The following is a 20,227-nucleotide window of genomic DNA, read 5'->3' as shown; positions in this document are numbered from 1 at the left end:
TCAGCCTAGCAAGCCGGAGACCCGCAGCCCGCCGGTCACAGCCATGGCGAGGATCACCGCGATGAGCATCGGCACCCGGCAGATGAGCGCCGCAACACCGGTGCCCACACCGATGAGCCGAGCCGGATCGGCCAGCTCCTGACCGTCAAACACCGCGGTCGTCAGTGCCACGGCGGCGATGAGCACGACGGCAGACCGGTCGAGCCAGATGCGGGCCGGGCTCGGAGCAGTCTCATCGGGCCCGGCGGTGCGGGTCATACCGCCCAGGCGCACACCGGTCAGGCGCAGCAGATAGGTGCCGCCGGCTAAGCCGGCGAGGCTGATGAGGAAGACGAGCGGGCTCACCGGCGACCACCGCCTCGGGAGCGGAGTGCAACCCAGATGCCGAACGGCAGAAGGGCGATCAGCCCGGAGACCGGGCCGAGGCCCAGCGGCAGCAGCGGGGTGAGCGCGAAGGCGATGGCCATGCCGAGCAGGGCGGCCGGGCCGGTGATGCGGTGTTTGAGGTCGGAGGTGATGAGGGCCAGCAGGATGACGGGGAAGGCGGCGTCGACGCCGAGGGCGTCGGCATCGACGATGCGGCCGAGCAGCTGGCCGGTGGCCGCGCCGGCCGGCCAGCAGATGAGGATCGCCACACCCATGATGAGGAAGCCGTGCCAGCGGGTGCGTTCGGTGGGCTGGGCGCGGGAGAAGGCGACGGTTTCGTCGTTGACGAGGTGGGCGGCGAAGAGTGAGCGGGCATCCTGCGGGATCCAGGCACCGACGGTGAGGCCGAAGGGCAGGTTGCGGGTGTTGACGAGCAGACCGGCGAGCACAGCGAGCACGGGTGCGCCGCCGGCGGCGATGACGCCGACGAAGGTGAGTTCGGCCGCCCCGCCGAGGGCGAAGACGGCGAGCATGAGGGTCTGCCAGACCGGGAAGCCGGCAGCTCCCGAGATCGCGCCGTAGGAGACCGCGACGGCGAAGATCGTCAGGGTGATGACCGCGATGGTGCGGTAGGCGCTGGCGGGCAGTGCGCTGCTGGCGGGAGACGGGACCATGAGCACATGGTGCACGAGCCCACAGCGTTCGTCAAACCGAACATGCGTCCATTACACTGGCCGCATGACGTCATCTCCGCTGCCCCAGATCGCTGCCGCCCTGCGCCGTGAGCGCACGCGTCTTGGCCTGAGCCTGTCGGAGGCGGCCAAGCGCGCGGCGGTGTCGAAGTCCACGCTGTCCGGACTCGAGGCCGGCGTCGGCAACCCGAGCATCGAGACGATGTGGGCCCTGGCAACGGCCTACCAGGTGCCGCTGGCCCAGCTGCTCGATCCTCCCGCTCCCGAGGTGTCGGTCATCCGGTTTGGGGAGCTGCCGCAGCTGGCCTCAGGTTCGGCGGACTATGCCGCGATGCTTCTGAGTTCGTGCCCGCCGCATGCCCGCCGCGACCTCTACCTCATCACCGCAGAGCCGGGTTCCATCAAGCACTCCGAACCGCATGAGGCCGGCACCGTCGAACACGTCATCATCGGCTCGGGATCAGCCCGGGCGACGGTGGCGGAGGCGACGATCGAACTGGCAGCCGGTGACTACCTGCGCTATCCCGGCGATGCCGCCCACAGCTTCGAGGCCCTCGAACCCGGCACGCTGGCCGTCTTCGCTGTGCAGACCGGCTGAGCCGCAGGCCCGGCTGAGCAGCAGGCCCGGGTGTGCAGCAGACCGGGGTGCGCACACGGCACCGGTGACCACCGCCTCGGGTGCGGGTCACTCGACCGGCGGGCCCTCCGAGCTGTCGCCCTCCAGGGTCGGCAGCTGCTCGCGGGCGTGCCCGTCGGTCATGCCCGCGGCCTGCAGCAGGTCGGTGGCCAGCGGGCGCAGCAGCAGCACGAGTGTTTCGTCCTGGGAGTCGCGCACGGCCTCGCCCTTGGGGTCGAGCCTGCTGGCCGCCTGGGACAGGTACTCCTCGGCCGGGATCCGGGAGGTGCCGCGGCGCAGCGCGACCCGCAGCCGGTTCGCACCCTCGCCGAGGTCGGCGACGATCGCGGCCATCTCCGGGTGCGGCTGGCCGAGTTTCGACACCGCGAGGATGCGGCGGGCGATGACGCGCACCAGCCGCATCGCCCGGTCTGCGTACTCGCAGGCCTTCGCCAGGCGGGTGACCTCGGCGGCGTAGCGGCGGGAGCGGGCGTTGATGCGAGCGGCTTCCTGCGAGATCCGCAGCGAGGAGCGCCAGGAGTCGATCATCGCCTGGGTGTCACGGGCCCGTGAGAGGGTCCGCTCCGCAGCGTGGGCGTCGGCGCGCTTGAGCGCATCGGCGGCTTCGATGAGGAGTTCGGAGATCTCCTGCAGCAGCGCCGAGGCGCGGTCGCGCGGGGCCTTGCGCGCATCATGCGGGACGATGAGGGCCATGATGATCGCCACGGTCGCCCCGACGAGGGCGTCGATGGTGCGGTCGAAGGGCTGGGCGGCCACTGCCGGGGGCACGGTGACGACGTAGACGGACTGCACCCCGATCTGGGTGATGAAGATGCCCCCGGAGTTGATCATCGTGCCGATGAGCAGGCCGATGAACAGCACGATCATGAGCTGGATGATCCCCTGGCCGAACAGGTGGACCATCACCTCGCCGGCCAGCACGCCGAGGGTGGCCCCGAAGCCGATCTCCATCGCCCGGCGCAGTCGGCGATCGACCATCACACCGGTGCCGACGGCTGCGGCGACGGCGGCGAGGAAGGGGTATTCGTGGCCGAGGACGAAGTAGCAGAACGCGTAGGCGGCTGTGGCACCGACGGTGACCTGCAGCAGCTGGGAGATGTTCGTGCGGATCCGGCGAGCGCCGATGCGCGAGCGGTTCTCGGCGACGCTGCCGAGGTGGCGGGGCCAGTCGGACGGGCGGGCCCACGACTGCTGCTGCATCAGCTCTCCTCCTGCCTTTCGACACTGCGGAATGCGCTCATCAGCCGGCTGACCAGCGTCAGTCACCTGGCTGCACTTCTTGAGTCTACTCGGGTGGGCAGGGCCGGGAGCACGGACTGAGTGTCCTGGCCAGGGTCGGCAGGCGGTGATGAGGGCTGCGGTCCTGTGCACCGGCGGGCCCGCCGGGTGCGCGCTCAGCGGCCGCCCATCACCTGGTCCGAGCTTGAGGGGACCGGCTTGAGGGGATCGCGGCGTCAGGTCCGGTCGGTGAGACTCTGCGGAGCACTGCGCGCAGGCGGTGCAGTGCCCGTTCGAGCTGGCGGAGCGGCGGGCGGCCGATGCAGACGCGCAGTCCGGCACGATCGGAGTCGGGGTCTGCGAGCGTGGCGGCAGGGGGCGTGAGGAGCAGTCCCTGCCCGGCAGCCAGCTGGAAGGTCTGCTCTGCTTGTGCCCGGGGCATCGGCAGCCAGAAATGGAACCCGGCCGCAGGAACCGCGTCCATGTGCGAGGAGAGTGCGGCTGCGGCGATGCGCAGGCGCTCCTCCGACTCTGCCCGCAGCGCTGCCGCGACTCCGGCAGCTGTCCCATCGAGGATCCACTGAGAGACGAGCTGCGCCATCAGCGGGCTGACCGCCAGCGTGGTCGCCTGCAGGACTGCCTGCGCCTGCGCTCGGTTCTGACCGGGCGCGACGAGGGCTCCGACGCGCAGCCCTGGGCTCAGGCTCTTCGAGAATCCGTTGACGTACCAGGTGCGCTCGGGCACGAGCGCTGCCAGCGGGGTGGTTCTCGCGGATCGAAACACCGAATAGACGTCGTCTTCGACGATGACGGCGCCGCGCCGGCGGCAGACGGCGGCGATGTCACGCCGGCGACGCTGACTCAGCGTGGTGCCGTAGGGGTTGTGCAGTGTGGGCATGAGGTAGACGATCCTCGCCGGTGCGCTGGCGGTCTGCCGCAGCGCCGCATCCAGGGCGCGCGGATCCATCCCGGCGCCGTCGTTGTCAACCGGCAGAACCCGGAGGCCCGCGTGCTGCGCTGCGATGAGCGCTCCCGGGTAGGTGTGCGGGTCGGCGAGGACCGTCCCACCGCTTTCCGAGGTTGCGGCGAAGGCCACCGTCAGCGCGTGCTGAGCGCCATGGGTGATGAGCACATGGTCAGGGGACGCATTCACTCCCTGTGCTCGCAGCCAGGCGGCGATCGCGTGGCGATGGCGCGGTGCGCCCAGCGGATCCGGATATGTGAACATCTCGGCAGTCGAGAGGCTGCCCGGCAGCTCTGCCAGCGCACTGGCAAGCGTCCTCTCCGCCAGCTTGGGCGGGGGCACATTGACAGACAGGTCGATGACCTCGACTGCCTCATCGGCGGGCCCGGCATCCGATACGAAGGTTCCCCTCCCATGCACAGCATGCACGAGCCCCTGTCGCTCAAGAGCTGCGTAGGCCCGCGTGACGGTGCCCACGGAGATTCCCAGACGCCCGGCAAGGTCCCGGTGCGCCGGCAGCCGGTCTCCAGGTGCCAGCACGCCGCCGGCGATATCCTCGGCCAACGCGGCCACCAGCCGCTCGTACAGCGGTGCACGCACCCCTTCACCGATGCGCGGCTGCCAGCCCGGCTCGGCCGTCACCGCGCAGCCCTCCGTGTACTAAGACACCTGTCACACAGTTCCACGCATGCCACGCTACTCGAATGATGTGGATGAACCTCAGAATCACACCGCTGAATGCGAGGTGCTCGCAGTGACCCCGGAAACCCTCGCTGCTCTCGCGCTGTATGCGCTGACAACGTCGATCACACCGGGGCCGAACAACCTCATGCTGCTTGCATCCGGCGTCAACTTCGGACTGCGCAGGACGCTGCCGCATCTGGCGGGAATCAGCATCGGATTCGGTGTCATGGTCTTCTGCGTCGGACTCGGGTTAGCGCAGATCTTCGCCGCTTACGCACCGCTCTACACCGGGGTGCGCATCGCCGGAGCGGCATACCTCATATGGCTGGCGTGGCAGATCGCGACTGCTGCGGCACCTGGGGAGGGAGAGTCACGCAGCCGGCCGATGGGCTTCCTCGGCGCTGCCGCCTTCCAGTGGGTCAACCCGAAGGCGTGGGTGATGGCCGTCGGCGCATCGGCCAACTACCTGCCGGCCGACTCCTCGATCGCCCTGGTCGCCGTCGTCGCCGCAACCTACGCGCTCGTCAATGCGCCGTGTGTCGCACTGTGGGCGGTCTTCGGCTCGGCCGTGAGCGGGTGGCTGCGAAACTCCCGGAACCGGCGCATCGTCAATCTCGTGATGGCCGGTCTGCTGCTCGCCACGCTGTACCCGATGCTCACCGCACGCCTGTGATCCGGTCACAATCGCCGACGCGTGCGGTGCACGACCACCATCACCGTGCTCCAGCACCGCTCAGACCTGCCTCTGCTGTGAACGGCTCTGCTCAGTCCTGCCTCTGCTCTGGGCGGCTCTGCCCAGTTCTGCCTCTGCTCTGAGCGGCTCTGCTGTGAGACGAGAACGGCCGATCGAGACGCAGCCTGGACGACGATGGACTCATGACTGAGACTCCCACTGCGCCGCTGTTCAGTGAGACCGTGCGACGCGAATTCTATGACCGCCGCGTGCTCGTCCTCGATGGGGCGCTCGACAATGACAACGGCACGCTGCTCGCCACCCAGCTCATCACGCTGGCAGCTGATGACCCGATCTCCGACATCTCCCTGTGGATCCACTCCCCCGGCGGTTCGGTGCCGGCCATGCTGGCGATACGCGATGTCATGCGCACGATCCCGAACGACGTCTCGACACTGGTGTTCGGCATCGCCTACAGCGCAGGGCAGTTCCTGCTGTCCGCCGGGACGAAGGGAAAGCGCAGGGCGCTGCCGCACGCACGCGTGCTCATGCACCAGGGTTCGGCCGGGATCGGCGGTTCCGCAGTCGACATCTCACTCCAGGCTGACGACCTGCGGCACACGCGCGACACCGTGCTCGGACTCATCGCAGCAGACACCGGGCAGCCGCTCGAGCAGGTGTTCGAGGATTCGCTGCACGACCACTGGTATACGGCGCAGGAGGCCCGCGACTACGGCTTCATCGACGTGATCGTCAAATCGTTCGCAGACTACCGCCCACAGGCACGTTCGACAGCCGGCTTCGCACCTCAGAAGGAGACTGATGCCTGATGGGCAGCTACACCATTCCCAATGTCATCGCCCAGCATCCCCGCGGCGAACGCATCGTCGACGTCTACTCCCACCTGCTGACCGAACGCGTCATCTACTTGGGCACCGGAATCGACGCTGGGGCGGCGAATACGCTCATCGCCCAGCTGCTGCACCTGGAGACCGAGAGCCCCGAGCGTGACATCCAGCTCTACATCAACTGCGACGGCGGCGACCCGAGCGCCATGCTCGCCGTCTACGACACGATGACCTTCATCAAACCCGATGTGGCCACCACCTGCGTGGGGCAGGCCGTGGCTGTCGGTGCGGTCCTGCTGGCAGGCGGTGCCCCCGGCAAGCGCGCCGCACTGCCCCACGCGCGCATCGTGCTGCATCAGCCGGCCGCACAGGGACGGGGCACGATCCCGGACCTCATCCTGCAGGCAGACGAGGTGATCCGCCTGCGCTCCGACATCGAGGAGGTGCTGGCACACCACACCGGGCAGAGCCTCACCACGCTGCGGGCTGACACCGACCATGATCGGGTCTTCACCGCTCGGCAGGCCCGCGACTACGGACTGCTCGATCATGTGCTCACTCAGCGGTGAGCAGCCCGGGAATGCAGACGCGGCTCGCTCACGCAGCGAGCGCACACGACAGCGTGGCGGGTGCTGCCTGCGCGCAAGGAGTGCGCGATGCTGAGAGCGTTCGTGCGACATCGGCGGTGAGATCGAGCAGGCTGGTGCCCAGGGCGCCGCTGAGGGCTGCGATGATCTCACTCGAGGGGTCTTTGAGGCCGCGCTCGATCTCCGATAGATACTGCGGTGAGACCCCCGCTCGGGCCGCAACCTGTCCGAGTGTCTGACCGCGAGCGCTCCGCCGCTGCCTCAGCGCCTGGCCGACCATCTGCCGCCACAGCGGTTCGTGCGAGCGCACGGTGACCGGGCTTGCGGCAGAACCTGCGTGATCGACATCTGCGACGACGTGTATCTCAGTCATGCTTCATGGTAGGCCGCACGTTCTCCGCCTGTCTGCCAAATCTGCTGAGAGCAGAGACGGGTGGTCCGGCCCGTCGTCGGCTGTGCTGCGAATCCCAGTGATCACCTGCCCGGCGCGGTCGGTTATATGACATGCTGGGACTCGGTGACAGGAGGACAGATGACCACGAATCTCACGCGCGCGCAGGCGCGCTCCCGTTCGGAGCTGCTCAGCGTCGAGCTCTACACCGTCGACCTCGATCTCAGTGCGGCCACAGATCCTGATGCGGAGACGTTCGCCTCGACGACGATCGTCGATCTCGATGCCGTGCGCGACGGTGAGACTTTCATCGACCTCATCGCCGACTCGGTGTCCTCGGTCACGATCAACAATGAGCCGCTCAATCCGCGCACCGCCTTCGACGGCGCGCGCGTCCACTTCCCGGTCACCGCCGGGGCGAACCGGCTGGAGATCACCGCCGCCTGCCTGTACTCGCGTTCCGGTGAGGGCCTGCACCGCTACTTCGACCCAGCCGATGACAAGGTCTACCTCTACACCCAGTACGAGCCCACCGACGCCCGGCGGGTGTTCGCCAACTTCGACCAGCCCGACCTCAAGGCCCGATTCCAGTTCACCGTCACCGCCCCGAAGGACTTCTCCGTCCTCAGCAACTCCCCGGTTGCCAGCGTCTCGGCACCGGCCCAGGGTCTGCTGCGCCACGAGTTCGCCGTCACCGGCGTGCAGTCCTCCTACATCACCTGTGTGACCGCCGGCCACTACGCCACCGCGACCGACACGTACACGCACCCGCAGACCGGCCAGACGATCGAACTGGGCGTCCACACCCGCGCCTCACTGGCCGAGCACATGGATGCCGAGTCGATCTTCACCGTCACCAAGCAGGGCCTGGACTTCTTCCACGAGCACTTCGACTACCCCTACCCGTGGGGCAAGTACGACCAGATCTTCGTGCCTGAGTACAACCTCGGCGCGATGGAGAACCCGGGCCTGGTGACCTTCACCGATTCCCTCATCTTCCGCGACAAGGTCACCCGCGCCTCCTATGAGGCGCGCGCCAACGTCATCCTGCACGAGATGGCGCACATGTGGTTCGGCGATCTTGTGACGATGGCGTGGTGGGATGACCTGTGGCTCAAGGAGTCCTTCGCCGACTACATGGGCGGGCTCGCGCTGGCTGAGGCAACCGAGTTCGATGACGGCTGGGTGACCTTCGCGCTGCAGCGCAAGGGCTGGGCGTACCGGCAGGACCAGTATCCGACGACCCATCCGATCGTCGCCGACATCCCCGATGTCGAGGCCGCCAAGCTCAACTTCGACGGCATCACCTACGCCAAGGGCGCCTCGGTGCTCAAGCAGCTCGTCGCCTACGTCGGCCAGGACGCCTTCATGGAGGGCACCCGCCAGTACTTCCGCGCCCACGAGTTCGGCACCGCGACGCTGACCGACTTCCTCACCGCGCTCGAGGCAGCCGCCCCGGACCGCGATCTGGCTGCCTGGGCCGATGCGTGGCTGAAGACGACGGGAGTCTCCGAGCTCAGCCTGGAGATCGAGACCGATGACGAGGGCACCATCACCGCCGCCGAGGTGGTGCAGCAGAACTCCGGGACCGGCACCTCGGGTGCGGGTGAGGCCGGCGCCGAGGTGGTGCGCCCGCACCGGCTCCAGCTCGCCGGATTCGTCCGCAAGGGCAGTGTGCTCACGCGCACACAGACGTGGGAGATCGACTTCGATTCGGCACGTGCCGAGGTCCCGGGTCTGGTGGGCGTCGCGCGTCCGGATCTGCTGCTGCTGAACTACGGTGACGACGACTTCGTCAAGGTCCGCCTCGACGACACGTCCACGCAGACCGCGCTCAGGCATGTGTCCCGGTTCGCTGATCCGATGGACCGGGCGCTGGTGTGGTCGGCGCTGACGAATGCGATGCGCGACGGGCTGCTGCCGGTCACCGACTTCCTCACCGCCTACAGCCGGTCGCTCAGCCGCGAGACCCACGCCGGGATCTCGGCCACGCTCATGCGCACGATGCTCACCGCGCTTGATGAGTGGCTGCCGGAGCGGTTCGTCGACCCGGCCCTCGACGGGCTGCTCGGTGTCAGCTTCGATGCGCTGGCGGCCTCGAAACCGGGTTCGGATGAGCAGCTGGCGCTGGCCCGCACGCTGCTCTCACTTGTTCTGCGCAGCGCGAAGGTCCACACGTCGACTCCGCCGGTGCGCGCCGGCCGGGAACTGGCACAGGCGATGCTCGCCGTCGAAGCCGGTTCTGATATGCGCCCGGACTTCCCGGGTCTGACGATCGACCATGCGCTGCGCTGGCATGCGCTCACCGCGCTGGCGACCCTCGGCTGGGCCGATGTGTGCGATATCGACGAGGCGCTGGTGGTCGACCAGACCGGTTCTGGCCGGCTGCACGCCCTGACCGCCGAGGCCGCCCGGCCGCTGCCGATCGCCAAGCAGCGGGCATTCACCGCGGCAACGAGCGATGAGTCGCTGAGCAACGACGTCATCTCCGCGCGCATCGCAGGCTTCACGGTCTCCTCAGGTCTGCCGATCACCGAGCCGTTCGTCGAGGAGTACTTCCGGCTGCTCGAAGGCTTCTGGGAGCGGTCGATCGAGATCGCCCGCCGGCTCGTCAACGAGCTCTACCCCAGCTGGTCGATCCGCCCCGATGAGGTGCTTGCGATGACCGATGCGTGGCTGGAGTCCCATGCGGATGCCCCAGCAGCCCAGCGGCGGCTGCTCATCGAGCTGCGTGACGACCTCGCCCGCTCGATCCGGCTCAGGGCCGCCGGCGGGGACGGGAAGCACTGAGCAATGAAGGAACGATGGCACCCCAGCCATCCAAATGCCGTACCACAGCCCGTAGACTTACATTACGCAACCAAAAGCACCGGGACGATATCGAAATGCTTCGATATCGTCCCGGTGCCGGGTTGAGGAAGAATCATACGTCAGCAGTCAACGTCTTCCACCAGTGTTTTCCTTACGAGTAAAAACAAAATTCAGCACAAGCCCAGCGACAATGAGCAAACCAAGCGCTACAGTGGTGAAAATCTCACTCACGTATCCGAACGAGCGAGCAACGAGTACTGAAATCCCAGCTGCAAGCAGAACAATAACGGAAATATTCTTCTCCACTGCTCCTCCTTATTGAGCTGTGCACCCAGTCACAACGCCACCGACTTCTTTGAACTTGATGCCAGTGCCCTTCGAAGCACACTTCTTGACGGCAGACTGGTTTTTCCAAGCCCATCCATAAAATACGCCTGCAACTACACCGGCGGGCCACCACTTCGCTCCGAGCAGACCGGCCAGACCAGAAGCATCTTTCGCGTTCCCGTAGGCATCGACCAGCTTCGATGCCTTGCATGAATCGATCTTCACTTCCCACGCCTCAGACCCCGTGTGAGGATCCGCAAAGATATTCTTCCTAGAGTTGCTCCCTTTACAGGCTGAGGCTTCAACGGACTGAACACCCCGTCGCCACCCCAGCACCAGTAGCCACGACACACGCGACGAGCGCGGCCGCGATACGCGATTTCGCAATCATCAGCTTTCCTCCTTGCGGCGATCGCTTTCGATTAGCGTGACCGACGTTACACCGCAGACACCGAGCAGTCAAGGGTGCGACGAGACTCATAGATAGTCCCCGCGTAGCTAGGGGTCGTGCCTCAGTTAGTTTTCCCCGGGAAGTGCTTCCCTGGTCGGGTGGGTGCGACGACGATGGGGTGATGGTTGATAAGGACGTCTCAATGGCCTCTCGAGTGGCCGCGGCCGTGGACACCGGCTCACCGGACAGCCGATGAGGCTTCGGCTGGCACTACGACACGGTGCCCTCGGCAGCCGGCAGGCAGGCACGCATCCACCACTCCGGCGCAGTTCCCGGATCGTTCACCCGGGTCTAGCTGCTGCCGGGGACTCGACCGGGGCATCGCGCTCATGGTCTCTGCCTACGGCGAACCCGGCTCGGCCCGACTGGCGGCAGACACCCAGTCGCTGAGCTCACTGCTCATCGAGCGCAGGCCGGGCGCCGCCACCGGCTGGCCCACCCCAGGAGCTGCCGCACCGGAACCCGGGCGGGCCGGGTCAGCCGAGCAACTCAGGTGCGAGCAGTTCGAGGGTGCGCACCCGTGCCGGTGTCGCGTCGAGCGGATCGGACTCGTAGGAACCGGCGACCGGCTGGAGCATGATCTCATCAACCCCGAACCGCTCGGCATCGGCCCGCAGCTTGGCTGCCACCTGATCCGGGGTGCCGATCGCCCACGGGGCGGTCATCTTCTCCGCCAGCGCGCGGTGGCCGTCGCTCATGAGCGCATCGACAGCTGCGCCGACAGTCGGCAGCGGACGCATCGGGTCGCCGACGCGCAGGTTGGCCATCGTGTACTGGTACGGCCCGGCGAGCTTCCAGGCCTCCTCTTCGGTCTCAGCGGCGATCGTGTTGACGGTGACGAAGGTCTTCGGCGAATTGCCGTATTCAGTGGCGGTGAACTCGCTGCGGTAGAGGCTGAGTGCGGTCTCGGTGCCGCGACCGGCGAAGTGGTGGGCGAAGACATACGGGAGGCCGAGGGCGGCAGCGAGCTGGGCGGAGTACCCGCTCGAACCCAGCAGCCACACCTCGGGAGCGGCATCGAGGTTCGGAGTCGGTGAGAGCCGGTGGACCCTGTCGCCGAACATCGGGATCGCCGCACCACCGGGGCTGAAGAGGCTGAGGATGTCGACGATGTGCTGCGGGAACTGCTCGACCGGATCGAGGGTGTTGCCGGCACGGTCGACCATGCGGCCTTCGCCGAGGTGTCCGCGCATCGCCGCTGAGGTGATCGGGTCGGTGCCCGGTGCCCGGCCGATGCCCAGGTCAATGCGGTCGCCGTAGGCGGCGGTCAGCAGTGCGAACTGCTCGGCGACAGCCAGCGGGGCGTGGTTGGGCAGCATGACGCCGCCGGATCCCAGCCGGATCTGCTCGGTATCCTGGCCGAGGTACATGAGCTCGGTGGCAGGTGCCGTCGAGGCGACCGAGGGCATGTTGTGGTGCTCGGCCACCCAGTAGCGGGTGAAGCCGAGGCGGTCGGCGGTGTCGACGAGCTGCTTGGAGGCGCGCAGGGCTTGACCGGTCGTCTGGCCTTCGCGCACAGAGATGAGATCGAGAACTGAGAGCTTCATACCGGAGCGAACAGCGCACGCTCGCCGATCATTCCCGCTCACAGTCCGGACTGCACTGGCCTGATGGTGAGACGCATGACACCCTCGGGGACTATGACGAAGCCGCACGAATCCACCGCCGCAGATGCTGCGACCGCGCAGCCGCCGATCGCCCGCGACCCGCGCCAGGAGCGCAATGCCCGCATCGCGGTGACGGTCTTCCCGCTGCTCGTCCTCGCCGGCGGCATCATCGGCTTCGTCGCCCCCGGCGCCTTCACCCCGATGGCTGCCGCGGTGCCGTGGCTGCTCGGCGGTGTCATGTTCTTCATGGGCCTGACGCTGACACTGCCGGACTTCACCCGCATCGCCAAACGGCCGTGGGTCGTGGCGATCGGCCTGGGCGCCCAGTACATCATCATGCCGCTGGCCGGCTGGCTGGTGGCCACCGCACTCGGTCTGCCGCCCGAGCTGGCCGTCGGCGTCATCCTCGTCGGCTGCGCTCCCGGCGGCACTGCCTCGAATGTCGTGACCTACCTGGGACGCGGCGATGTCGCCCTGTCGGTGACGATCACCACCTGCTCGACGCTGCTCGCCCCGCTGCTGACCCCGATCCTGACACTGTGGCTGGCCGGGCAGTTCATGGAGGTCAGCGCTGCGGCGATGATGATGTCGATCGTCAAGACCGTCTTCGTCCCGGTCGTCGCCGGTGTCCTCATCCGCGCGCTGGCCGGACGGCTGGTCGATGCGATCATGCCGGTGCTGCCGTGGCTGTCGACGCTGGCGATCACGCTCATTGTGGCGATCGTCGTCGCAGGCTCCGCCGGCGCCCTCGTCTCGGCCGGGCTGCTCGTCATCGCCGCGGTCATCCTGCACAACTGCTTCGGCCTCGGCATGGGCTATGCCGTCGGCCGGCTCACCGGCCTGAGCGCACCGGAGCGCCGGGCGCTGACCTTCGAGGTCGGCCTGCAGAACTCCGGCCTGGCCGCCACCCTGGCCGCGACCTACTTCTCACCGCTGGCCGCCCTGCCGGGCGCGGTGTTCTCGGTGTGGCACAACGTCTCCGGTGCCGTCATGGCGGCGTTCTTCGCCCGCCGCGCCGACTGAGGACTCAGACGCGAAGCCGCCCGCGCACTGGCCTCAGTGCGCGGGCGGTTCTCTGCGGTCCTCTCAGCTGGGTTCGGCTGGCTGATTCACTATGTCGGTGATGCGCAGCTGCAGCCACAGCATCGAGACGAGGATGAGCACTGAGGCGATCGCCTCGACGGCGGCGACCGCTGCTGGCAGCCCGGATCCGGGGAACGGGAAGCCCCACACTGCCATCAGACCAGGGCCGATGAGCCCGAGCAGGCGAGCTCGCAGCACCGACTTCCGGGATCCGTCGCGAAGCCCCAGGACCGGGAATCCCGAGCGGGCGCGCAGCACGAGGATCAGTCCGGGCAGCGCCATGACGGCGGTGGCGGAGAAGAGGATGTGCTGGGTCTGCGCGTGGTCACCGAACGCGCTGAGCGTCGTGATGTTGCCGACCAGCAGCGCCGTCCAGAACAGGGTCGCCGGGCCCGAGGCGGTGCGCAGCGATGCCGTGCGGATCTCGTCGTGCGTAGGCACCTGGGCGATGCGCTCAGCCTCAGTCGACGCGGCATGAGGGGTCGGGGAGACGGGGTGGACTGTCATGGGAATCCTCATTCTGCTGGGGAGACAGTGATTCTGCTGGGGAGACAGTGAACCCTCAGTGTAACCTGCGTCACAACAATCTGCCCTGGTGAGCACCTGTGCGCGGGCTGGACACAACGCGAAGGCGGCCACCGGGATCCTTCCCGGCGGCCGCCTTGGCAGCATGTCAGCTCAGCTGAGCTCAGCTCACTTGGCTGCCTCGTCGAAGGCGGCTTCGAGCACGTCGAAGGCGTCGGCGAGCAGCTCATCGGAGATCGACAGCGGCGGCAGGAAGCGCAGCACGTTGCCGAAGGTTCCGGTGACGAGGACGAGCACGCCGTTCTTCGCGGCGTAGTCGGCCACGGCCTTGGCCAGTTCCGGCTTCGGCTCGGAGGTCTCGGCGTCGACGAGTTCGACGGCCTGCATGGCTCCGCGGCCGCGGATATCGCCGATCTCGGGGTGGGCCGACTGGATCTTCGTCATCCGGTCGACGATGGTCTCACCGATCGCGGTGGCGCGCTCGACGAGGCCGTCCTGTTCATAGGCTTCGATCGCACCGAGGGCTGCGGCCACTGCGGTCGGGTTGCCACCGTAGGTGCCACCGAGTCCGCCGGCACCCACAGCGTCCATGATCTCCGCGCGGCCGGTGACAGCCGACAGCGGCAGACCGCCGGCGATGCCCTTGGCGGTGGTGACGAGGTCGGGCTCGATGCCCTCCCATTCGCTAGCGAACATCTTACCGGTGCGGCCGAATCCGGCCTGCACCTCATCGGAGATGAAGACGATGCCGTTCTTCTGCGCGTACTCGACCAGTGCCGGTAGGAAGCCTTCGGCCGGGACGATGAAGCCGCCCTCACCCTGGATCGGCTCGATGAGGATCGCGGCGACGTTCTCAGCGCCGATCTGCTTGTCGATCATCGTCATGACGCGCTTGGCGGCGTCCTCACCGGAGACCTTGGTGCCGTAGGTGAGGTTGTCGCGGTACGGATACGACATCGGCGCGCGGTAGACCTCGCCGGCCAGCGGGCCGAAGCCGGCCTTGTACGGGTGGGCCTTGGCGGTCAGTGCCATCGTGAGGTTGGTGCGGCCGTGGTAGGCGTGGTCGAAGGCGACGACGGCGTTGCGCTTCGTGTGGGCGCGGGCGATCTTGATCGCGTTCTCGACCGCCTCGGCACCGGAGTTGAACAGCGCCGTGCGCTTCTCAAAGTCACCCGGGGTCAGACGGTTGAGCGCCTCGGCGACCTCGACGTAGCCCTCGTAGGGGTTGACCATGAAGCAGGTGTGGGTGAAGGCGCCGAGCTGCTCGGCGGCGCGCTCGACGACGCGCTCATTGGAGTTGCCGACGGTGGTCACGGCGATGCCGGAGCCGAGGTCGATGATCTGGTTGCCGTCGATGTCCTTGAGGATGCCGCCGCCGGCCGCGACGATGTAGGCCGGGAGGCTGACGCCGACGCCGCCTGCCACGGAGGCCTTGCGACGCGACTCGAGCTCCTGGGACTTCGGCCCGGGGATCTCAGTGACAAGTTTGCGTTCCTGCGGCAGTGCTGCGCCGCCCTTTTCCAAAGTGGTCATATCCGCATCGTAGACCCCGTATGCCGGTCGGGGCACCTCAGGTACCAACACGCGAAACGCCGCGGCTCGCCCGGTTGTCACGCCCGAGGTGCGGGTCACATCTCCGTGCCCGAGGTGTCAGCGGGCGCCGGGCAGGTGGCGCGGGTCGACAGCGGGGTTGCGGGGGATCCGCGGCGGGGCCTGGCGGGTGCGGGTGGGGGTGACGATGACCTCGGCGTTGGCGGCGATCCGCTCCTCGGTCTCCTCCCCTGTCTCGTCTGCTTCGGTGACGCTGGTGGCCACGCTCAGCGCGGCGTCGACGGGCAGGCTGCGTTTGATCAGCGCCAGTGCGATCGGGCCGAGCTCCCAGTGCACCGCCACCGAGGTGACGGCGCCGACAGCACGCTCGGCGCCGCGGACCTCGGCGTAGATCGGTGAGGCGGGTTCGGGCAGCGTGTGGGCGGAGCCGTCGAGGTGAAGGAACACGAGCCGGCGCGGGGGCTGGCCGAGATTGTGGACGCGGGCGACGGCCTCCTGGCCGCGGTAGCAGCCCTTGGCCAGGTGGACGGCTGAGCGCAGCACGTCGAGTTCGCCGACGAGTGCCTTGTGGTCGGCATCGGCCGGCCCGGGTCGCCACGCTTCGATGCGCAGCGCTTCGAACGCGTCGCGGCCGACGACCTCGACGCCGGCTGCTGCCGGGTCCCAGTCGAGGAGGTCTGTGACCGGCACGACGGCGATGCGCATGTCGATCAGGTGGCCGGGATGTTCGGGGCTGGGGGTGGCCTGCTGCGGGGTGAGCGCGAGTTCGGCGTCGAGCGCGGCATAGGAGGCCGAGCCGGCTCCGATGGTCGGCCATGGGTCGTCGAAGACGAATGCGGCCGGCAGTGAGGCAGGCGGGGCGCCGATCGTTCCGAGGCACTGGAAGTCGCTGCTGCGGTCGGTGAGTTCGATGCGCATCATGAACTTCATCGATTCGAGGAATGCGATCACCTCAGCCGGGTCGGTCTCACTCAGCAGCCACAGGGTCTCGCCGTCTTCGTAGAGCTTGAGCCAGTGCTCGATGTGCCCGGTCGGTGAGAGCACGAGCGTCTCACTCGACTGCCCGGCGGTCAGTGTGTCGATCTTCTGGGTGGTGAGCGTGTTGAGCCAGGTGAGCCGGTCGGGGCCGGTGAGTGAGAGGACGCTGACAGATGACAGGTCGGCCACGGCTCTGCCGTCGGCCAGGCGGCGCTGTTCGCGCAGCGGGCTGCCGAGGTGGGCGACCTCGCTCTCCCGGTGTCCGGTTCCGAACACGGCGGCTGAGCGATTGAAGCGCAGGGCGTTCACGGCGTTCTCCTCTTCACTGGCATCAGTCCTCCCGGCTCCACCGTACGCCACTGCAGCGGGCGCGGCACCCAGCGGCGGGGTGCCGTTCAGCCGCCGCGGACGATGGGCGTGCGGACCTTCTTGAGCTGCTCTTCGAGCTCGCGGAACATGCTGTCGAGGTCGATCCTGCCGATCGCATCGCCGATTCCCTCGATCGCCCCGGACAGCAGCCGGTAGAGGTCGCTGTCGGCGAGCGTGCGCATGACCTCCAGCAGCGGGCGCAGTTCCTCGGCAGCCTCGGTCAGTGTGGTGTCGAGCTCGTCGATGGCGTCGCGGACCGGGGGCAGCAGGCCGGCGGTGTCGATGTCGTGGATCTTCTGCTGGGCTGCGTCGAAGGCCTCGATCGCGGCTGGGGCGTCGCGGATGACGTCGGTGGCCTTGTCGATGGCCTGCCCGGCGTCGTCGATGGACTCGAACCAGGTGCCGGACTCCGGCAGCGGCCGCAGCTTCTGGGCCCGGAAGTCGACCACCTCGGCGGCGGTGGAGAGCACCAGGCCGGCATCGCTGAGCAGCGTGTGCATCTCGTCGGTGACGGTGCGCACCGCAGCGACGTTGTCGCCGAGCTGCGGCGTCTGCGACAGCGCCGTCAGCGTCCACGTGTCGAGTCCGTGCTGGGCGGATTCGAGTTCGTCGATCGCGCTCTGCAGGTGCCGTGGTGCCGCCTCGGGCTCGTCGTAGAGCGCGGCGACGTACCTGTCGGAGGCCTCCGAGGCGTCCTGCAGATCCTGGGCGACCGCGCTGATGCGCACGTAGGCGAATGCTGCCAGCGCCGCGATGGCGAGCAGGACGACGATGAGGGTGAGGCTGATACCCAGCGTGCGGCGGCGCACGTCCGCTCAGCTCACCTTCTTCAGCCGGGCGGAGGCGTGGCTGGTGAGTTCGGTGCCGAGGGCGGCCATGTCCCAGGCCCACATGAGCTCGCCGTTGACAAGCCCGTACATGCGGGTCGAGGCGGTGTACTCCTTGGCGCTGCGGGTGCGGGCGACGACGTCGGTGCTCAGGTCGATGCGCGGGCCGTTGACCCGGCCGGCGTAGAGCTCCATGATCCCGTTGGGGTGCACGATGGAGACGTCGAGGTCGAAGTCGCCGTTGTCGTTGCGCAGCCCTTCGACCGCCTCGGCGGTGGTGTAAGGGGACTCGCCGGTGGGGACCATGAGGCCGGGACCGGCGTCGAAGTCCTGCCGGTCGCGCACGAGCTGCCAGATCCCGGTCTCGATCGAGAGCGTGTCGGCAGGTGTGCCGTCCTCATCGAGCGTCCACGCATGCGCCGAGTACGCCAGATAGGGCACATCGCCGGGCACGGTGAAGTCGACGCGCTGGCCGAACTGCTTCTCCGGGGTGCCGGGGTAGCCGACGACGCCCACGCCTTCCCACGCGCCGATCAGCCAGGACAGCGGGACGAGCTCGCGGTTGAGGTTCGCATCGATCTCAAGCGGCATGGGCGCAGATCAGCGGTTGGTCTTGAACAGGTTGGTGATGACCTTGACGGCCACGCCGAGGGTGCCGAGGGCGGCGAGTCCGACGAGTCCGGTGAAGACGATTTCCAAAGCAGCAATGTTGTCCATGCGCTCGATTGTACCCACCGGTCAGCGGCGCTGCACTCGCGGCTCAGCGGTAGAGCAGGATCCGCTCGAGCAGGTACACGACAGTGCCGCCGAGGGCGACCGGGGTGGCGCCGACGGCCAGCTGCACAGCGAACCGGCGGGCCTTGTCACGGCGGCGCTCGCGCTGGATCCGCACGGCCTGGAACTTCGCCACCGCCATGATCGACAGCATCCGGTCGACGGCTGCCACGAGCAAGCCCATCGCCGCGCCGAGGACGAGGGAGACGAAGAGGGTGACCGAACCTGAGTGCATGAGCGCTGCGACGACACCGGCGCCGAGCACCGCGACTGCGAGGGCCAGCGGGGAGGTGTAGCGGGCTGGGAACGGCAGTGCGGTCGCGGCCTGGGCGAGGATGATCGCCACGAGTGCGACGACCACGCCCTCCCGGTCGCCGGGGACGCTGAGCGCTGCGATCCAGCTGGCGGCGGAGAGCACGATGACAAGCCCTGCGACCTGGGCGGAGACGTTGGCGACGGCGTGTGAGGCGCCGACGCCGCGGGCGAGGTTCTGCACGAACGCCCACAGCAGGCCGATGCCGGTGATCGTCGGCAGCCATTCCACATAGGGATCGGAGCTCTGCGCCCACACAGCGGCCATCCCGGCCAGGCCGAAGAGCAGCAGCATGATGCCGGTGGCCCGCGGCTGCGGTGAGTCGGTCAGCCGCGGCCAGCCGTAGGCGAGCGCGGCGACGAGCACGGCAGCGGCAGCAGCCAGCGGCCCATAGCCGAAGAAGCTGGTGACACCCAGCCCGACGGCCAGGCCCAGCGCCACGGCGACACGTATCCATCTCATCAGCTTCATTGTGCCGTACACCGCTTAGATCCGACACTCAGACACCGGGCTCACCGGTGCGCCCACCTCGTTATACTGACGCCAGAGCGTCCCCCGCCGCCGGGCCCGGCCACGGCCGGCCCGCCGTGTCGAGGGGACGGCAGGGAATGCGTCGCGTGGAGGAGATTGCCCATGGTTCCATCCGCTCCCGAGGCGGTTCTCACCGAAGCCGCGGAGCTCACCGATGAGGTGCGTGCGCTGCTGTCGCAGACCGCTGCCGCTGACGGCATCGCACCGATCTCCGATGGGCTCCTGGAAGCCGCCGGTGATGATCCGTGGATCATGCTCGAAGCCCGTGCCGATGATGAGCTCATCGGCTTCGGCATCGCCGCAGCCCAGGGCGAGCGCGGTGCACTCGAAGCCGTCATCGCCCCTGCCGCCCGCGGCAGGGGATACGGGCGCGCCCTCATCGATGCGCTCATCGCGCGCGCCGGGCACCCGGTGTGGATGTGGTCGCACGGCGACCATCCGGCGGCCGCGGCGATCGCGGCCGCCCACGGCTTCTCCCGCGCCCGTGAGCTGCTGCAGCTGCAGACCGGGCCGGTGAGCGAACTCGACCTGCCCGCTCGCCCGGCCCCTGACGGGGTGACGCTGCGCTCCTTCGCCCCCGGTGATGAGCCCGGCTGGCTGGCGGTCAACAACGCCGCCTTCGACTGGCATCCCGAACAGGGCCACCAGGACCTCGCCGACATCGAGGCGATCGTCACGGCCCCCGGCTTCGCCCCGGACTCGGTCATCATCGCCACCGCCGCTGATGCCGAGGGCAGCGAGCAGATCATCGGGTTCCATCAGACGAAGCTCTCCGATGACCACCCCTCCGGCCAGCGGGTCGGGGAGGTCTACGTCATCGCCACCGACCCGGCCGTCCACGCCCGCGGTGTCGGTCAGGCGCTGACTGTGGCCGGGATGCGCCGCCTCATCGACGCCGGTGCCGCATTCATCGAGCTCTACGTCGAATCCGACAACGACCCGGCCCGCCGGCTCTACGCCCGGCTGGGCTTCGACCGGGAGATCATGCACGTCAGCTACGCCCCACCGCAGGAGTCCTGA

General features: G+C 68.1%; 21 protein-coding genes. 7 read left to right on the top strand and 14 right to left on the bottom strand.

What is annotated here, in order from left to right; translation table 11 throughout:
* Both H9634_RS09395 and H9634_RS09390 read right to left on the bottom strand, forming a co-directional pair.
* A complete protein-coding gene (locus H9634_RS09395) occupies positions 1–345 on the bottom strand; it encodes an AzlD domain-containing protein (RefSeq protein ID WP_191726417.1) in 345 nt (114 codons plus the stop codon).
* Positions 342–1,040 carry an AzlC family ABC transporter permease gene (locus H9634_RS09390; protein ID WP_191726416.1) on the bottom strand — a complete coding sequence of 233 codons (699 nt, stop codon included), beginning with the start codon at positions 1,038–1,040 and terminating at the stop codon, positions 342–344. The genes H9634_RS09395 and H9634_RS09390 overlap by 4 nt, the downstream gene beginning before the upstream one ends.
* Positions 1,041–1,104: 64 nt before the next feature.
* Here H9634_RS09390 and H9634_RS09385 point away from each other — a divergent pair, with 64 nt between their 5' ends.
* The gene (locus tag H9634_RS09385; RefSeq protein WP_191726415.1) at positions 1,105–1,656 is read left to right on the top strand and encodes a helix-turn-helix domain-containing protein; all 552 of its coding nucleotides are present in this window, start codon (positions 1,105–1,107) and stop codon (positions 1,654–1,656) included.
* Between the two features lie 87 nt (positions 1,657–1,743).
* On the opposite strand, the gene H9634_RS09380 is transcribed toward H9634_RS09385, so the two are convergent.
* Positions 1,744–2,895 carry an FUSC family protein gene (locus H9634_RS09380; RefSeq protein WP_191726414.1) on the bottom strand — a complete coding sequence of 384 codons (1,152 nt, stop codon included), beginning with the start codon at positions 2,893–2,895 and terminating at the stop codon, positions 1,744–1,746.
* 208 nt (positions 2,896–3,103) lie between these two features.
* Complete coding sequence (locus H9634_RS09375) at positions 3,104–4,519, bottom strand: aminotransferase-like domain-containing protein (RefSeq protein WP_191726413.1); 1,416 nt, start codon at positions 4,517–4,519, stop codon at positions 3,104–3,106.
* A 112-nt stretch (positions 4,520–4,631) separates the two neighbouring features.
* Between H9634_RS09375 and H9634_RS09370 the strand changes: the two genes are divergently transcribed.
* From H9634_RS09370 to H9634_RS09360, 3 genes are all read left to right on the top strand, one after another.
* Entirely contained in the window at positions 4,632–5,234 is a 603-nt protein-coding gene (locus tag H9634_RS09370) for a LysE family translocator (RefSeq protein ID WP_318245060.1), read from the top strand.
* A 203-nt stretch (positions 5,235–5,437) separates the two neighbouring features.
* The gene (locus H9634_RS09365; RefSeq protein WP_191726411.1) at positions 5,438–6,064 is read left to right on the top strand and encodes a ClpP family protease; all 627 of its coding nucleotides are present in this window, start codon (positions 5,438–5,440) and stop codon (positions 6,062–6,064) included.
* On the top strand, positions 6,064–6,651 hold the full coding sequence (locus tag H9634_RS09360; protein ID WP_191726410.1) for a ClpP family protease: 588 nt from the start codon (positions 6,064–6,066) through the stop codon (positions 6,649–6,651). Before H9634_RS09365 ends, H9634_RS09360 begins: the two co-directional genes overlap by 1 nt.
* Before the next feature lie 28 nt (positions 6,652–6,679).
* On the opposite strand, the gene H9634_RS09355 is transcribed toward H9634_RS09360, so the two are convergent.
* A complete protein-coding gene (locus H9634_RS09355) occupies positions 6,680–7,042 on the bottom strand; it encodes a helix-turn-helix domain-containing protein (RefSeq protein ID WP_191726409.1) in 363 nt (120 codons plus the stop codon).
* A 159-nt stretch (positions 7,043–7,201) separates the two neighbouring features.
* Here H9634_RS09355 and pepN point away from each other — a divergent pair, with 159 nt between their 5' ends.
* Entirely contained in the window at positions 7,202–9,850 is a 2,649-nt protein-coding gene (gene pepN, locus H9634_RS09350) for an aminopeptidase N (RefSeq protein ID WP_191726408.1), read from the top strand.
* A gap of 147 nt (positions 9,851–9,997) precedes the next feature.
* Here the strand turns inward: pepN and H9634_RS09345 are convergent, their stop codons facing one another.
* The 3 genes from H9634_RS09345 to H9634_RS09335 form a co-directional block, all read right to left on the bottom strand.
* Positions 9,998–10,177: a hypothetical protein gene (locus H9634_RS09345; RefSeq protein WP_191726407.1), complete on the bottom strand. Its 180-nt coding sequence runs from the start codon at positions 10,175–10,177 to the stop codon at positions 9,998–10,000.
* Positions 10,178–10,186: 9 nt separating this feature from the next.
* Positions 10,187–10,423 carry a hypothetical protein gene (locus tag H9634_RS09340; protein ID WP_191726406.1) on the bottom strand — a complete coding sequence of 79 codons (237 nt, stop codon included), beginning with the start codon at positions 10,421–10,423 and terminating at the stop codon, positions 10,187–10,189.
* Between the two features lie 702 nt (positions 10,424–11,125).
* The gene (locus H9634_RS09335) at positions 11,126–12,196 is read right to left on the bottom strand and encodes an LLM class flavin-dependent oxidoreductase (RefSeq protein ID WP_191726405.1); all 1,071 of its coding nucleotides are present in this window, start codon (positions 12,194–12,196) and stop codon (positions 11,126–11,128) included.
* 93 nt (positions 12,197–12,289) lie between these two features.
* On the opposite strand from H9634_RS09335, the gene H9634_RS09330 reads away from it, so the two are divergent.
* Entirely contained in the window at positions 12,290–13,279 is a 990-nt protein-coding gene (locus H9634_RS09330; protein ID WP_191726404.1) for a bile acid:sodium symporter family protein, read from the top strand.
* Between the two features lie 63 nt (positions 13,280–13,342).
* Here the strand turns inward: H9634_RS09330 and H9634_RS09325 are convergent, their stop codons facing one another.
* The 6 genes from H9634_RS09325 to H9634_RS09300 all read right to left on the bottom strand — a co-directional run bounded on the left by H9634_RS09325 (position 13,343) and on the right by H9634_RS09300 (position 19,138).
* Positions 13,343–13,846, bottom strand: a complete 504-nt coding sequence (locus tag H9634_RS09325; protein ID WP_191726403.1) for a hypothetical protein — start codon at positions 13,844–13,846, stop codon at positions 13,343–13,345.
* 186 nt (positions 13,847–14,032) lie between these two features.
* Positions 14,033–15,397, bottom strand: coding sequence for a 4-aminobutyrate--2-oxoglutarate transaminase (gabT, locus tag H9634_RS09320; RefSeq protein ID WP_191726402.1), 1,365 nt, complete (start codon positions 15,395–15,397; stop codon positions 14,033–14,035).
* Positions 15,398–15,514: 117 nt separating this feature from the next.
* On the bottom strand, positions 15,515–16,702 hold the full coding sequence (ygfZ, locus tag H9634_RS09315; protein ID WP_191726401.1) for a CAF17-like 4Fe-4S cluster assembly/insertion protein YgfZ: 1,188 nt from the start codon (positions 16,700–16,702) through the stop codon (positions 15,515–15,517).
* A gap of 86 nt (positions 16,703–16,788) precedes the next feature.
* On the bottom strand, positions 16,789–17,571 hold the full coding sequence (locus tag H9634_RS09310) for a hypothetical protein (protein WP_191726400.1): 783 nt from the start codon (positions 17,569–17,571) through the stop codon (positions 16,789–16,791).
* Positions 17,572–17,577: 6 nt separating this feature from the next.
* The gene (locus H9634_RS09305) at positions 17,578–18,180 is read right to left on the bottom strand and encodes a nitrobindin family protein (protein WP_175293827.1); all 603 of its coding nucleotides are present in this window, start codon (positions 18,178–18,180) and stop codon (positions 17,578–17,580) included.
* A gap of 169 nt (positions 18,181–18,349) precedes the next feature.
* Positions 18,350–19,138 carry an ammonia permease gene (locus H9634_RS09300; RefSeq protein WP_225210785.1) on the bottom strand — a complete coding sequence of 263 codons (789 nt, stop codon included), beginning with the start codon at positions 19,136–19,138 and terminating at the stop codon, positions 18,350–18,352.
* A gap of 171 nt (positions 19,139–19,309) precedes the next feature.
* Here H9634_RS09300 and mshD point away from each other — a divergent pair, with 171 nt between their 5' ends.
* On the top strand, positions 19,310–20,227 hold the full coding sequence (gene mshD / locus H9634_RS09295) for a mycothiol synthase (protein WP_191726398.1): 918 nt from the start codon (positions 19,310–19,312) through the stop codon (positions 20,225–20,227).

Source organism: Brevibacterium gallinarum (assembly GCF_014836885.1).
GTDB classification, from domain to species: Bacteria; Actinomycetota; Actinomycetes; order Actinomycetales; family Brevibacteriaceae; genus Brevibacterium; species Brevibacterium gallinarum.
The sequence above is the reverse complement of the archived record's forward strand: the minus strand, read 5'-3'. Positions and strand labels throughout refer to the sequence as shown.

Bases quoted from the DNA above. Each gene is read 5' to 3' on its own strand.
- H9634_RS09390 (WP_191726416.1), bottom strand. From the start codon at position 1,040: ATGGTCCCGTCTCCCGCCAGCAGCGCACTGCCCGCCAGCGCCTACCGC.
- H9634_RS09385 (WP_191726415.1), top strand. From the start codon at position 1,105: ATGACGTCATCTCCGCTGCCCCAGATCGCTGCCGCCCTGCGCCGTGAG.
- H9634_RS09380 (WP_191726414.1), bottom strand. From the start codon at position 2,895: ATGCAGCAGCAGTCGTGGGCCCGCCCGTCCGACTGGCCCCGCCACCTC.
- H9634_RS09365 (WP_191726411.1), top strand. From the start codon at position 5,438: ATGACTGAGACTCCCACTGCGCCGCTGTTCAGTGAGACCGTGCGACGC.
- H9634_RS09360 (WP_191726410.1), top strand. From the start codon at position 6,064: ATGGGCAGCTACACCATTCCCAATGTCATCGCCCAGCATCCCCGCGGC.
- H9634_RS09355 (WP_191726409.1), bottom strand. From the start codon at position 7,042: ATGACTGAGATACACGTCGTCGCAGATGTCGATCACGCAGGTTCTGCC.
- pepN (WP_191726408.1), top strand. From the start codon at position 7,202: ATGACCACGAATCTCACGCGCGCGCAGGCGCGCTCCCGTTCGGAGCTG.
- H9634_RS09335 (WP_191726405.1), bottom strand. From the start codon at position 12,196: ATGAAGCTCTCAGTTCTCGATCTCATCTCTGTGCGCGAAGGCCAGACG.
- H9634_RS09330 (WP_191726404.1), top strand. From the start codon at position 12,290: ATGACGAAGCCGCACGAATCCACCGCCGCAGATGCTGCGACCGCGCAG.
- H9634_RS09325 (WP_191726403.1), bottom strand. From the start codon at position 13,846: ATGACAGTCCACCCCGTCTCCCCGACCCCTCATGCCGCGTCGACTGAG.
- gabT (WP_191726402.1), bottom strand. From the start codon at position 15,397: ATGACCACTTTGGAAAAGGGCGGCGCAGCACTGCCGCAGGAACGCAAA.
- H9634_RS09305 (WP_175293827.1), bottom strand. From the start codon at position 18,180: ATGCCGCTTGAGATCGATGCGAACCTCAACCGCGAGCTCGTCCCGCTG.
- H9634_RS09300 (WP_225210785.1), bottom strand. From the start codon at position 19,138: ATGAGATGGATACGTGTCGCCGTGGCGCTGGGCCTGGCCGTCGGGCTG.
- mshD (WP_191726398.1), top strand. From the start codon at position 19,310: ATGGTTCCATCCGCTCCCGAGGCGGTTCTCACCGAAGCCGCGGAGCTC.